The 13354-nt window shown below is 39.0% G+C and carries 13 protein-coding genes; 12 read left to right on the top strand and 1 reads right to left on the bottom strand.

The window, feature by feature from the left end:
• Nucleotides 1-33: 33 nt before the first annotated feature.
• From B9T66_RS00995 to B9T66_RS01050, 12 genes are all read left to right on the top strand, one after another.
• Nucleotides 34-1092 carry an RluA family pseudouridine synthase gene (locus B9T66_RS00995; protein ID WP_095627144.1) on the top strand — a complete coding sequence of 353 codons (1059 nt, stop codon included), beginning with the start codon at nucleotides 34-36 and terminating at the stop codon, nucleotides 1090-1092.
• Nucleotides 1043-2332 carry a fibronectin type III domain-containing protein gene (locus B9T66_RS01000; protein ID WP_095627117.1) on the top strand — a complete coding sequence of 430 codons (1290 nt, stop codon included), beginning with the start codon at nucleotides 1043-1045 and terminating at the stop codon, nucleotides 2330-2332. Before B9T66_RS00995 ends, B9T66_RS01000 begins: the two co-directional genes overlap by 50 nt.
• A gap of 2 nt (nucleotides 2333-2334) precedes the next feature.
• Complete coding sequence (trmB, locus tag B9T66_RS01005) at nucleotides 2335-3570, top strand: tRNA (guanosine(46)-N7)-methyltransferase TrmB (protein WP_095627118.1); 1236 nt, start codon at nucleotides 2335-2337, stop codon at nucleotides 3568-3570.
• Nucleotides 3567-4238: a cell division ATP-binding protein FtsE gene (locus tag B9T66_RS01010; protein ID WP_095627119.1), complete on the top strand. Its 672-nt coding sequence runs from the start codon at nucleotides 3567-3569 to the stop codon at nucleotides 4236-4238. The genes trmB and B9T66_RS01010 overlap by 4 nt, the downstream gene beginning before the upstream one ends.
• Complete coding sequence (locus B9T66_RS01015) at nucleotides 4225-5034, top strand: FtsX-like permease family protein (protein WP_095627120.1); 810 nt, start codon at nucleotides 4225-4227, stop codon at nucleotides 5032-5034. The genes B9T66_RS01010 and B9T66_RS01015 overlap by 14 nt, the downstream gene beginning before the upstream one ends.
• A 4-nt stretch (nucleotides 5035-5038) precedes the next feature.
• Entirely contained in the window at nucleotides 5039-6271 is a 1233-nt protein-coding gene (locus tag B9T66_RS01020) for a murein hydrolase activator EnvC family protein (protein ID WP_095627121.1), read from the top strand.
• Between the two features lie 68 nt (nucleotides 6272-6339).
• A complete protein-coding gene (locus B9T66_RS01025) occupies nucleotides 6340-6723 on the top strand; it encodes a FlaG family protein (protein ID WP_095627122.1) in 384 nt (127 codons plus the stop codon).
• A gap of 3 nt (nucleotides 6724-6726) precedes the next feature.
• Complete coding sequence (gene fliD, locus B9T66_RS01030; RefSeq protein ID WP_095627123.1) at nucleotides 6727-8778, top strand: flagellar filament capping protein FliD; 2052 nt, start codon at nucleotides 6727-6729, stop codon at nucleotides 8776-8778.
• 9 nt (nucleotides 8779-8787) lie between these two features.
• Nucleotides 8788-9171 carry a flagellar export chaperone FliS gene (gene fliS, locus B9T66_RS01035; protein ID WP_095627124.1) on the top strand — a complete coding sequence of 128 codons (384 nt, stop codon included), beginning with the start codon at nucleotides 8788-8790 and terminating at the stop codon, nucleotides 9169-9171.
• Nucleotides 9171-9413, top strand: a complete 243-nt coding sequence (locus B9T66_RS01040; protein WP_095627125.1) for a hypothetical protein — start codon at nucleotides 9171-9173, stop codon at nucleotides 9411-9413. The genes fliS and B9T66_RS01040 overlap by 1 nt, the downstream gene beginning before the upstream one ends.
• Nucleotides 9414-9512: 99 nt before the next feature.
• Nucleotides 9513-10940, top strand: coding sequence for an Asp-tRNA(Asn)/Glu-tRNA(Gln) amidotransferase subunit GatB (gene gatB / locus B9T66_RS01045; protein ID WP_095627126.1), 1428 nt, complete (start codon nucleotides 9513-9515; stop codon nucleotides 10938-10940).
• Nucleotides 10941-10955: 15 nt separating this feature from the next.
• Complete coding sequence (locus B9T66_RS01050; RefSeq protein ID WP_095627127.1) at nucleotides 10956-12323, top strand: apolipoprotein N-acyltransferase; 1368 nt, start codon at nucleotides 10956-10958, stop codon at nucleotides 12321-12323.
• 17 nt (nucleotides 12324-12340) lie between these two features.
• Here the strand turns inward: B9T66_RS01050 and B9T66_RS01055 are convergent, their stop codons facing one another.
• Nucleotides 12341-13174 carry a flagellar hook-basal body protein gene (locus tag B9T66_RS01055; RefSeq protein ID WP_095627145.1) on the bottom strand — a complete coding sequence of 278 codons (834 nt, stop codon included), beginning with the start codon at nucleotides 13172-13174 and terminating at the stop codon, nucleotides 12341-12343.
• Nucleotides 13175-13354: the final 180 nt, after the last annotated feature.

Here is a 13354-nt window from a genome sequence, read left to right on the forward strand (position 1 = left end):
AGAAAATTATCCTTAGGTAAAAGAGTGAATCTTATGCAAGACTCCATAATTATAACACAAAAAGATTTAGACGCTACACCCAAGCCTCGCTTAGATTCTATCCTTAGCACCTGTTTGCAAATCCCGCGCGCACAAGCCTTGCAGCTTATAAAAAATCAGCGAGTTACCCTCAATAACAATCTATGCATCAAGCCAAGCACACAAATAGTTCTTAATGATACACTCCAAATCTCCATACCCAATCCACAACCAAGCACAAACACCCATATGACTTTGGATATGCTCATACAAGCAAAGCCAGAGTTTTTGGATATAAGCGTCGTATATGAGGATAATGAGCTTTTGATACTCAATAAACCACCACATATTGTTATCCACGAAGCGCCATCACTCAAAGAACCGACATTAGTTGATTGGCTTAAGCTTACCCAGCCTCCTATACGCAATCTTTGTGGAGATCTGCGCTATGGAATCGTGCATAGACTAGATAGACAAACAAGTGGCGCACTTGCCATAGCCAAAACTCCACACGCACACAACGCCCTAAGCACACAACTAAAAACTAGAGAAATGGGGCGCTACTACCTCGCGCTTATAGATAACCCACTAAAAGAAACCACTACTATAGAATGCTATATGGGGCGTCATCCAAAAAATCGCCTTAAAATGGCAAAACTAGCACCATATGAAAACTCACAAGATTCTAAACATAGCGCTTTACGATATTCTAAAAGCATCTTTACTCCGCTTTTAGATTCACCAAAAGACACCCTACAGCTTATTGCTATCAAACTTTTTACCGGACGCACACACCAAATCCGTGCACACCTAGAAAGCATAGGACGACATATCATTGGTGATACACTCTATGGTTATAAGGGGAAGTTTGAGGGCTATAGGGTATTGTTACATGCGTATTTGATGTATGTCTTACACCCTGATGGATATAACACACAAGATTGTAAAAAACATATTTTCAAAGCTCCACTTTTTGCCGATATGCTACAATTTTTGGAGCAATATTTTGATAAGGAGATGCTTGATGAAGTTTTGGCACCTAAGCATATTTTGGATTGTTTTACTCATTTTTAGCGGCTGTGGATTGATACAAAAACCACTAAGCATAGATGAGAATCTCCCAACAATCCAGCATATAAAAACACTTAGCGATGTAAGTAGTGTAGCGTTTGAATGGGAAAACAAAGACAAAACACAAGATGGCTCTCCTACTCCTATCGAAGGTTTTGTGATTTTTCGTGCCAGCCAAGAGGATCTACTACAAGATTCTAAATCCTCCCAAGAAAATACACAAGATACCCAATCACCACAACTCACCATAGAATCTTTTACACGCATAGCAACGCTAAAAAATCCCCTTATCACACACTTTTTTGATACAAAACTCAAACCAAAAAGCGTGTATTACTACCTGTTTGCCACACTTGGCAAAGACAACACGATGAGCCCCTATTCTCAAGCTATTAAAGTCAAAACTTCATTTATCGATCCAGTAGAAGGGGTTTTTGCTATTAGCCCACGCCCAAGGACTATCAAACTTATCATCACACCACACCCAAATCCGAGTATCAAATCCTATCTTATCCAGCGCAAAGATTCTCAAGGCGAATTTCAAACACTCACAGAACTTAAACACCGCCTCAATATTGAATATTTTGATTCTAATTTGCTTGATAGCACGACCTACACCTACCGCGTCTTAGCAAAAAGCTTTGAAAACAATCTCTCAGAGCCCTCCCAAGAAGTAAGTGTGCGCACCCTAGACCTTATAGAATCTATAGAAGGGGCTAGTGCAAGCACGCAATTACCGCTAAAAATCGAACTTACATGGCAGCCTCACCCAAAAGCCACTTCTTATAGAATCTATGCTGATATGCAAAATAATGGCAACTATACCCTTGTTGCCAAAACACAACAAACCTCCTATACACACGCACTAAAAGATCATGGGCAAAGTATCACATACCAAATTGTAGGCGTGGATCAATATGGGTTTGATGGAGAACTTTTAGCACAACCACTTGTAGGCACTACTCTCACAAGACCTATGACACCAACAATTACAAGCGCTCAAATCCAAGGCAACACCATTGCTATCACTTGGAATGCACCAAGCGATAATCGCGCACTCAAATACGCGCTATATAGGAAAGATTCACAAACAAATCGCACCAATCGTTATAACAACATCAAGACAACACAATTCATAGACAAAGAAGCTAAATATGGCATTGACTATAGTTATAGTGTGGTGAGTATTGATAGGTTTGGCATAGAATCTCCACAAAGCCCAAGTGTTACGTTAAAAAGATAACTATGCCACATTTTCACACCACATACCCCCAAGATTTTTGCCTCCCTCTTAAAAGTGGCGCATATGAGTTTGTGTGCAAATTTACACATACACGCAATCACAATCAAAGCCTTATTCTTGTGCGATATGAAGATTGTGAGTTTTTTTTACTTGAGAGTGTGCGCGACAATGGGACATTATACAAATACCACAAAGCCACAAGAATCGATCCTATTGGGATTATCAAAGATGCCTTAGAAATCCTACGCACACGCTCACACGGAATCCTAGGGCATAATCTTTCAAAAAATACACCCAAACAATGCACAAAAAGCCCATTTTTGCTCTCACGCACACAAACTTATGAGTTTGTCCTACACCACAATAAGCCCCTAAGCATAGAGGTAGGGTTTGGATCTGGCAGACATTTACTAGATCTTGCTACCAAAAATCCAAATGAGCTTTTTTTGGGATTAGAGATTCACACGCCATCTATCGAGCAAGTTTTGCGACAAATCACACTTTTGGGATTAACAAACCTCTATATCTCACACATTGATGCGCGAATCTTGCTCCAACTTATCCCAAATGCTTCACTCAAAAATATCTATGTGCACTTTCCAGTCCCATGGCATAAAAAACCCCATAGGCGAGTGATAAGTCCTATGTTTTTGCACCACGCTATGCGCACTATTAGCCTAAGCAATGATTGTCCTACTGCCCTACCACAAAGTGGCTTTTTACATGTGCGCACCGATGATAGAGAATATTTTGATTACACGCTACAGCTTGTCCTAGCCCTCCCAAAAACTACAATGCTTGTAGAAAAAAATGCCAACTTAGCGGTAGTTAGCAAATATGAAGCACGATGGAAAAAACAAGAAAAACATATCTTTGATGGCAAAATATTTAGCGTTTTACCTCCAACAGACACTCAAAAATCACTCCAAAATGGCGATTTTGTATTCCATGGTATATCTGAGTATGTAGTGCAAAATATTAAAAATCTCATAGCTTTGCCTACATTGCCAAAGATTGTGAGAAAAACATATTTTCTCCATATAGATGCCATATACCAACACGATGAAAACTATGTGATAGCCTTGTGTTTAGGGGATTTTGATGAGCCACAAAATGCCTTTGTGCTTATCCAAAATGGTATTATGCGTTATCTCAATGCCCCACCACTCCCTACACAAGCAGCTATACAAGCTCATCAATTGTTTATACATATCTTAGAATCTAAGGACAAACATTGAGTGCAATCATAGAAGCAAAAAACCTCAATCTAGGTTACAAGAATGATGAAAATATCATCAAAAATGCGAGTTTTAGTGTGCGTGCTAAGGAATTTGTATTTATCACAGGTGCGAGTGGTAGTGGCAAAAGCACGATTTTAAGTTCTTTATATGGACATTTACCAATCAAGGGTGGGAATTTGGAAGTATTTGGGATTAATATGTCTCGTGCTTCAAAAACAAAGATTCATTATCTGCGACAAAACATCGGTATTGTTTTCCAAGACTACAAACTCGTCAAGGAATGGAATATCGAGCGAAATGTTATGCTCCCTATGATTATTAATGGCTATAAAAAAGAAATTTGCAAAGAACAAGTAGAGCGACTCTTGGCTCATATCAAGCTTTCACATAAAGCGGGTAAATTTCCTCTTGAGCTTAGTGGTGGGGAACAACAACGCGTAGCTATGGCAAGAGCTTTGGCGCATAATCCTGCAATTATCCTTGCTGATGAGCCTACAGGGAATCTTGATGATTATTCAAGCGAATTAATATGGAATCTCCTAAAAGGCGTAAATGAACAGCTAGGTATTACGATTGTGGTTGTTACACACCGCTTGCCAGAAAGTCTAAATATCAACTATAGACGCTTACATATTGAAGAAGGGGTTGTGTATGAATTCAATTAAAAGGCATTTGGCACTTATTATTCCTTTGCTTGCATTACTTTTTGGGATTGAGAGCATTATACTTATTGATCGCTCTATCTCTACACATGAGCAAAAACTTGCAAATAGCTATTCAATCATCGTCGCATCAAAAGAAGCTTTAGATCTCCAAAAGGTGCAAACTTTTGTGCGTGAGGTTGATGAGATAAAGCCCGTGGCGCCAGATTATATGATAAATGAGCTCAAACAAGAGCTAAGCAAAGACGCATTAGAATCTCTCCAAAAAGAATTGCCACTTTTTTATTCTCTGCGACTTTCTGTGTTTCCAAACAAAGAGCGTCTTGAGCAAATTAGCTCCACACTCTTAAAACTAAGTGGTGTAACAAAAGTAGAGGCATTTAGCAAATCACATTCACAAGTCTATAAACTCCTGCTTATCTTGAAGGGATCTGTGCTTATTTTTTCAATCCTTAGCGCGATACTTAGTTGTTTGTTGATGATTAAACAAATAGAAGTTTGGCGATTTGAACATAGCGAGCGTATGGAGATTATGAGCTTTTTGGGTGCGCCATCGTGGATGCGTAATAGTGTGCTCTTTAGACTTGCGATAGTAGATTCTGTGCTAGTGGGTATTATAAGCTTATGCACACTCTTTTATTTTAAAGATAGCGCACTAGCCTCTAGCCTTGCAAACACACTAGAGGTTAATACAAGCATTATCAAAGTATGGAGTGATAGCATTATCTTGCTTTTTTGTTCGCTAATCATATCCCTTGTGTGCGTGTTGTTTGTGATCCTAAAACAAAAAGATCTCTAAATCTATGCTAAAAATTCTTTGGCTTGTCTTTTTTGCGACACTTTGTGTGTGGGCGGATATCCAAAATGATATTACGCTAAACACCCAAAAATTAGCACAAAACCAACAAGCCAAAAATCAAGTAAGCCAAAAACTCTCTGAAATTGGCAGTGCGATTAATGCCAAAAATCAAGAAATAATCAAGCTAGATTCACAAATAGAAAATCTCCAAAAAGATATTAACCAAAACAAAAGCAAATACTCTGCGCAAGAGCAATCCCTACAAGCCAACAAAAAACGTCAAGAAGAATTACTCCAAAAGCGCAACGCACTTGAAGAAGAAATTGTGCGATTACTTAGTCAAAGTATGGCATTTTATGCCCTAAGTGGCGAGGTAGATTCCAAAGAAGATGTGCTTTCAAGAGAAATATATACAATTCTTATCAAACTCACAAAACAACGCATAAAAGCCCTCAATCAAACAAGAGATAATCTTGCAAACGAGATTGTTAGTGTGTCTAAAAATATAGCCCAGATTCAAAACTCTATCCAAGAGCAAACAAAAAAACGCGACACACTTGAAGAAATAAAAGCCAAGCAAGAAAAGATCATCGCCTCCATGCAAGATGAACTAAAAATCTATAACCAAAAGCTACAAAATATCAACACAGAGAGGAAAAATTTAGATTCTATCCTAACCAATCTCAAAATCACCCAAGAACAAAACCAAAAAAAGATTCAAGAAAAAATCCAAAAAGAAGAACAAGCAGAAGCCAAAAACCCAAAACCAAAACGCACCATTCAAGCTAGCAAGGATATTAAAATCGCTTCAAGTGCTTACAAAGACATATCTACGACTTCTTACCGAGGGAGCAAAACTATCGCGCCACTTGCCCCAAATACATTTCGTGTGGAGCAAAAATTTGGTCCTACCTTTGATCCTGTGTATAAAATGAAGTTTTTTTATGAAAACATCATCCTTGTGCCAAAAAATCGCAATGCTGATGTCAAAAATGTGCTTGATGGCAAAGTAGTGTTTGCCAAAGAAAATCCAGTCATCAAAAAGGTAGTCATTATTGAGCACAAAGATTCACTTTATACCGTGTATGCGTATATGGATAGAATCTCTGATACCATAAAACCAGGTGTGTTTGTCAAAAAAGGCTATACAATAGGCAAAGTCAATGAAAAGCTAAGCTTTGAAGTTACGCAAAAAGACAAACATATTGATCCTTTGCAACTCATAACAATCAATTAAAAACATTTAAAAAAAATTTTTTTCGCCGATATAAGTCATATTTCTAAAGTTTCAAGGAGGAAACGATTATGAATATGGCAGTAAATGACTTACAGGTAACAAAAAATCAGCTTGTTGATATGGTAAAAGCTATGCCAAATAGCCAAAATGCACAAAAAACCGGAAATGTGCAAGAACTTGTTAAAGATTCTATCACTAAAGAACAAGCCAAAAAAGACAAGGAACAGCTCAAAGATGAGCTTGTGGAACTTAGCAAAAAGCTTAATGATGAAATGAAGCGCATAGGCACGAGTATAAATTTTGCCTATAACGATGATGTCCCCGGTTTGACGGTTACAGTCAAAGAATATGGTGGTGATAAAATCATACGAGAGATTCCTAGCAAGGAAGCTATCGAACTTATGAAGCGTATGCGCGAAGTTGTAGGGATTATCTTTAATCAACAAGGCTAAAGTATGGCTTTAGGCAAACTAAGCTCATTGGGCATTGGTAGTAATGTCCTTAATTATGACACGATAGACAAATTACGCAAAGCCGATGAGGGTGCACAAATCGCACCTATTGATAAAAAAATCGAAAAAAATGTAGAAAAACAAACACAGCTTGTAGATCTTATGAGCGGTGTGCGTGAAATGAAATCCTATACAAGCAAACTTGGGGATTATTCTACATACTTGGGACGATCTCATAATATCGTAGGTGATGCCATAAAAGCCACGATAGGCGATGGTGTGCCAATCCAAGATATAAAACTCGATATTGATTCTCTAGCACAAAGCGACATTAATGAAGTAGGGACAAAATTTGCGGAGCGAGATTCTGTCTTTAGTCAAAAAGATGTGAAATTACGCTTTTTTACCAAGGGCAAATTTTATGAGCTTGATATAAAAGCTGGTATGACACTCGAAGAAGTCGCACAGCTCATCACAGATAAAACCGATAGCGCTGTGATTGGCACGATTATGAAAACGGGGGGATCAAACCCTTATCAGCTTATGATAAACTCCAAAGATACAGGAGAAAATAATAGAATCTATTTTGGTGAGACTCTCAATGGTAGCACGCTAAAATCCGGAGAGCTTAACCTTAAAGATGATGATTTTACACTCACGCTCACAGATAAAAAAGGTGCGAGCAAAACACTAAATATTGAGCTAAAAACTTCCACAGAATCTAAATCCAACGATAATGCTCAAGCCCTAAAAGAAGCAGTGATAAAAGCAATCTCTTCAGATTCTGATCTCCAAGAATTACTCGAAAATGGCGACATTAATGTAGGTGTTGGTGAAGGTGGCGATAACCTTGTCATTAATGACAAAAGGGGCTATAATGTCCAAGTTGGCGGTGCCAAAACTACCGAAATGGGCTTTAGAATCACAGATAGTACACAAAACCGCGAATCTAATGACCTCATCACTACAGAAAAAGTCAAAGCCGGTAAGCTAGAGGGCACAATCACAATAGGCACCGTGCCACTTGATCTCTCTACGCTCACGCACAAAGACAATTCCTCATACCAAAATGCCAAATCCATTGCCCAAGCAATCGACAATATCGCTGGGATTCATTCTCATGCCACAGATGATGGCAAACTTGTAATTAATTCCGATACAGGCGAGGTTGCCATAAGTGCCAACAATGATTCAAAAAGCAAACAAGCGCTAGAAAGCCTTGGGAATCTAAAACAAGGCGTTGCGATGGATTATGTCCGCACCCAAAACGATCTCTTTAAAATTAAAAATATCCAAAGTGCGCAAGATGCAAGTTTTAGCTATAACGGCATACGCATGCACCGCCCTACAAATACAATCGATGATGTGGCTTCAGGGATTACAATCGATTTGCTCTCCACCACAGAACCCGGAAAACCTGCAATCATTAATATCACAAACGATAGTGAATCTATCATAGAGAGTGTTACAAAATTTGTCGAAACCTACAATCAGCTTAGTATGAAAGTCGATGAACTCACACGCTATGATGAAGACACGCGCATAGCAGGGGTATTTAATGGCGAAAGCAATGTGCGTATGATACGCCCTGCACTCAATAAGATTCTCACTTTTACGATGGGTGGGGGGATTGATAAATATTCACTTATCAAGTATGGTATCAGTGTCAATGAAAAAGGTGTGATGAGCTTAGATGCCAATAAACTACGCACAGAAGTCAATAACGACCCAGAAGGCACACGAGATTTCTTTCATGGCAAGATGACAACAAGAGATTTTCGTGAAGTGCAAGTTGATGGCGTTTTTAAAATGCTTGATAAAGAATTAGCAAATTTTGTCGATGGTAGTAATTCAAGATTGAAATTGCTTGAAGAGAGTCTCACTCGAGAAGACAAGAGACTAAAAGAAGATAGAAAACGAGCCGTCTCAATGCTTGATACGCGTTATGATTTAATGGCGCAAAGATTTGCTGCATATGATAGCCAAATCTCAAAGACCAACAATGCTTTCAATAGCGTGCAGATGATGATAGATCAATCTGTTGCTAAAAAATAAGGGGGATATATGAGAAGCACAAACGCTTATAGTCTGTATCAGCAAAATTCTGTAATGGTAGAATCACCAGTCAAGCTTGTAGAAATGCTGTATGAAGGCATTTTGCGATTTTGCGCACAAACTAAGCGATATATGGAAGCCCAAGACATAGAGAAAAAAATCTATTACATTAATCGCACAACAGATATTTTTACAGAATTGCTTAATACGCTTGATTATGAAAGAGGTGGTGATGTCGCGGTTTATCTAACAGGACTTTATACCCACCAAATCAAGCTCTTGACACAAGCAAATGTAACAAACGACACCGCAAAGGTTGATATTGTTATGAATGTCGCCAAAGGTTTGCTTGAGGCGTGGCGTGAAGTCAATGCCGAGGAATTAATGCGCTAATGCCCCTTGATACCCAACAATGGCTAGATGCACTCAAAGTTGCAATCCTTAGCCAAGATGATCAAAAGGCGTTTGTCCTCACACAAGATCTCCCCACAGACCTTGCCCAAAGCCCTCTAGAATCTAAGCTCCAAGCTAGAGAGCTTATCTCCCAAACACTCAAACTCCTTGCATACAAAAAACAACTTGCCAAAACTTCTATGGAACAAATCAAAGCCGCTAAAACATTTTTAGAAAACTAGATACCTTGCCTCTATCTACCCTAAAAGAATTTAGGCAAAAGTTTTAGCTTAGATTTGTTATACTAACGCACAAATCACAAGCACAAAGGAAATAAACATATGAGCGCTTATGAGACCATCATCGGACTAGAAGTGCATGTCCAACTTAACACCAAAACCAAAATCTTTTGTTCGTGTGCCACGAGCTTTGGTGCAGAGCCAAATACCAATGTCTGTCCTACTTGCTTGGGACTTCCAGGTGCATTGCCAGTGCTTAATAAAGAAGTGGTAAAAAAAGCTATTGCTTTTGGCACCGCTATTAATGCACAAATTAATCAAAACTCGGTATTTGCGCGCAAAAATTATTTTTATCCCGATTTACCAAAAGCCTATCAAATTAGTCAATTTGAAATCCCTATTGTAGGGCGTGGAAATATCGAAATAGAAGTCAATGGTGAGAAAAAAATCATCGGCGTTACACGCGCACATATGGAAGAAGACGCAGGAAAAAATATCCACGAACACGATTGCTCCAAAGTCGATCTAAACCGCGCTTGCACGCCGCTTTTGGAGATTGTGAGTGAGCCAGATATGCGTAGCAGTGATGAAGCAATCGCATATCTAAAAAAACTCCACTCTATCGTGCGATTTTTGGATATTTCTGATGCGAATATGCAAGAAGGAAGTTTTCGCTGTGATGCCAATGTTTCTATCCGCCCAAAAGGAGATTCTAAACTCTATACACGCGTAGAAATTAAGAATCTTAATTCGTTTAAATTTATCCAAAAAGCTATCGAATACGAAGTGGAGCGACAGATTGAAGCGTGGGAAGATGGCAAGTATCAAAGCGAAGTGGTGCAAGAAACGCGTCTTTTTGATACTGCAAAAGGCATAACGCGATCTATGCGTGGCAAAGAGGAAGCTGCGGATTATCGCTATTTTCCTGATCCAGATTTATTGCCTGTATATATTGATGAGGCGCTTATGAAAGAGGGGAGAGAGATTCCAGAAATGCCTGATGAAAAAAGAGAGCGCTATGTGCGAGAATTTGGCATTAAACCCTATGATGCAGGGGTGCTTACCTCTAGCCTAGAGCTAACACAATATTTTGAATCTATGCTTGGGTTTGGTGCAAGTGCCAAAGGTTCTCTCACTTGGCTTACCACAGAGCTTTTAGGGCGTCTAAAAGGTGAGAATACTTTGCAAACTTGTGGAGTAGATTCACGCACGCTTGCGACTTTGGTGTGTCGCATTGATGAATCCAAGATCAGTGGCAAAAGTGGCAAAGAAATTTTAGATGTCTTGGTAGAGCAAAAAGGCGGTGATGTAGATAGCCTTATAGATTCTATGGGATTAGCACAGGTTAATGATGATGGTGCGATTCTTAGTGCTATAGAATCTGTGCTATCTGCCAATGCCGATAAAGTCGCGGAATACAAAAGTGGCAAAGATAAACTCTTTGGATTTTTTGTCGGTCAAGTGATGAAAAATAGCAAGGGAGCAAATCCTGCTAGAGTAAATGAGCTTTTAAAAGAAAAATTGCAATAAGCTAGAATCTATACAATGTCTCTATCCACACGCACAAAAGATATGCTTCATACACTGCGATCTAGACTAGAGATTCCATCTTTTCAAGCATATCTTGATGTGTTGTGGGTGCGTTTTTCGCACCTTGTTGGCTTTTTGCCACCAAAGATTCAATCCCTGCTTTTTTATCTCCTTAGCAATGCGTTCTTAGCATTTATGTTTGCCCTACCAATCTATGGTATATGGGCTTTTGAATCCTATCATTTGGATATGCCATACTTTTTGGGCAGTATCTTAGGAGCTTTAAGCTTTTATATATACTTGCGTATTCCCAAAACTCGGCGTTTTGGCTTTGGTTTTTTTGTGGGGATTTGGTGGTTTTGGTGGGTAGGACTAAGTTTTAGATTCATTGATCTTAGCTTTCTTGTCCCAATCATTGCACTTGCTATTGCCCTTGTTTATGGCGTGATATTTTGGATCTTGCTTTTTTGTGAATGTCTGCCAGTGCGCCTTATAGGACTGCTTATTATGCCTTTTATTACGCCTTTTGGTTTTGATTGGCTCGTGCCTCAAGCGCTTCTTTCTTATAGTTATTTTGGGGTAGATTCACTGCATATATGCTTTCTTATCCTTGCTTTGTATGCCCTCATTCTCGCACACACAAAAAAGATATTGCCCATACTTGCTCTAAGCAGTATGCTTGCAATCGCTGCGCTAGATTTCCAAACATTTAGCACCAAAGCATTGCCAACCTTTGCCAAAGACATTGAGCTAAGCGCTACACAAGTTCCACAGAATCTCAAATGGGATACACAAAACATATCCAATACGATCGCATACAATTTCGCACTTATCCAAAATGCTATCGCTGAAAAAAAATCGCTTATTATCCTTCCAGAAACCGCATTTCCATTTCTCCTACAAGATAGCACATACATCTTTGAGTCCCTAAAGCAGTATTCCTTAGAAATTGCTATCATCACAGGATCAATCCACATACAAGGAGATAAAACCTACAATAGCACCTTTGTTTTTGACAATGGCTCATACCAACGCATAGACAAAAAGATTCTTGCGCCATTTGGAGAATATATCCCCTTGCCGCAATTTATAAAAAATCATTTTGCATTTATAGCAAATATGGAGTTTAGTCATGGCACAGATTTTGGCTATATTGATATATTTGGTGAGAAAATAAAAAACGCCATATGTTATGAAGCTACCTCAAGATCCTTATATGCGGATTATCCTGAATTTGTTATCGCTACAAGTAATAATGCTTGGTTTGCACCAAGTATCCAACCAAGTCTCCAAAAAATGCTACTAAAATACTATGCGCGACTCTATCAAAGCACGATCTTTCACAGCGCCAATATGAGTGAAAGCGCGATCATCACTCCATAAAAATACCTAAGATTCTCTTATGCACGCACAGCTAGTTTTGTAATAGCCTCGCTATTAAGATCGTCCATATGAGATTTCATAACCTTTTGATACATATCTACAAGTCGGTTTGTTTCTATAAGCGCACTCATTTCTAGCACCGCATTAACATTGCTTTTTTCTACAAAACCCTGCATAACAATCGTGCGATTTCGTAAATCTCGGCGTTCATCTAGTCTATCTTGTGGAAATTCATAGAGATTTTTACCCACTTTTTTAAGATACCGCGGATTCTCAAATCCCACCACCGCCAAAGAACCTATCGGCGCGATTTCACCTATGGCATCATTATTTATATCGCGCGTATATATATTGCCACTAGGATCAACCTCGACATGCAATCCTTGGGCAATTGTGATACCACCGCCACTATCAAGCCCTGCTCTAGAAAGCACAGCAAAACCCTCTTTGGTAACCAAAGCGCCATCTGCATTCAGTGTAAAACTTCCATCGCGTGTGTATCGCACGCCCTCTGGAGTCATTACAGCAAAAAACGCATTAGAATCTTGCAAGGCAAAGTCAAGTGGATTTTCTGTCTGTGCCATAGAGCCTACGCTCCTATCGGTGTATTCCTCGCTGATGATGGGCACTCGATCCAGCGATCGATTGAGGAATTTCGCCGCTTCACGCGTGTGGTTGTGGATAGGTAACTCGTGCTTGTGTGTCTGATAAAGCCGTAGATAATCGCCTATCACGACATCATCGCGTTTGAATCCATTGGTATTGAGATTGGCAAGGTTATTTGAGATGAGATCAAGGCGGCTAAATTGTGTCACCATACCACCAGTTGTATTATAAAAACCACTTTGCATATTTTTTAGCTCCAAATCAATAAGTGCATACACCACAAAAACAAAAAATATTCCACAACAACACATAGGTATATAAAGACATAGATTTACAAACAAAATATGTCTTTTGTTATCTATTTTGTAATCTTATGACAAATATTTTATAAAAGTTGGTCATAAACTCATAAATTTTAAGTCGTT

It is taken from the genome of Helicobacter sp. TUL (genome assembly GCF_002287135.1).
GTDB lineage: Bacteria > Campylobacterota > Campylobacteria > Campylobacterales > Helicobacteraceae > Helicobacter_F.

Coding starts and splice junctions, on each gene's coding strand:
- fliS (WP_095627124.1), top strand. CDS start 8,788: ATGAGAAGCACAAACGCTTATAGTCTGTATCAGCAAAATTCTGTAATG.
- B9T66_RS01000 (WP_095627117.1), top strand. CDS start 1,043: ATGAAGTTTTGGCACCTAAGCATATTTTGGATTGTTTTACTCATTTTT.
- fliD (WP_095627123.1), top strand. CDS start 6,727: ATGGCTTTAGGCAAACTAAGCTCATTGGGCATTGGTAGTAATGTCCTT.
- gatB (WP_095627126.1), top strand. CDS start 9,513: ATGAGCGCTTATGAGACCATCATCGGACTAGAAGTGCATGTCCAACTT.
- B9T66_RS00995 (WP_095627144.1), top strand. CDS start 34: ATGCAAGACTCCATAATTATAACACAAAAAGATTTAGACGCTACACCC.
- B9T66_RS01020 (WP_095627121.1), top strand. CDS start 5,039: ATGCTAAAAATTCTTTGGCTTGTCTTTTTTGCGACACTTTGTGTGTGG.
- B9T66_RS01055 (WP_095627145.1), bottom strand. CDS start 13,174: ATGCAAAGTGGTTTTTATAATACAACTGGTGGTATGGTGACACAATTT.
- B9T66_RS01025 (WP_095627122.1), top strand. CDS start 6,340: ATGAATATGGCAGTAAATGACTTACAGGTAACAAAAAATCAGCTTGTT.
- trmB (WP_095627118.1), top strand. CDS start 2,335: ATGCCACATTTTCACACCACATACCCCCAAGATTTTTGCCTCCCTCTT.
- B9T66_RS01015 (WP_095627120.1), top strand. CDS start 4,225: ATGAATTCAATTAAAAGGCATTTGGCACTTATTATTCCTTTGCTTGCA.
- B9T66_RS01050 (WP_095627127.1), top strand. CDS start 10,956: ATGTCTCTATCCACACGCACAAAAGATATGCTTCATACACTGCGATCT.
- B9T66_RS01040 (WP_095627125.1), top strand. CDS start 9,171: ATGCCCCTTGATACCCAACAATGGCTAGATGCACTCAAAGTTGCAATC.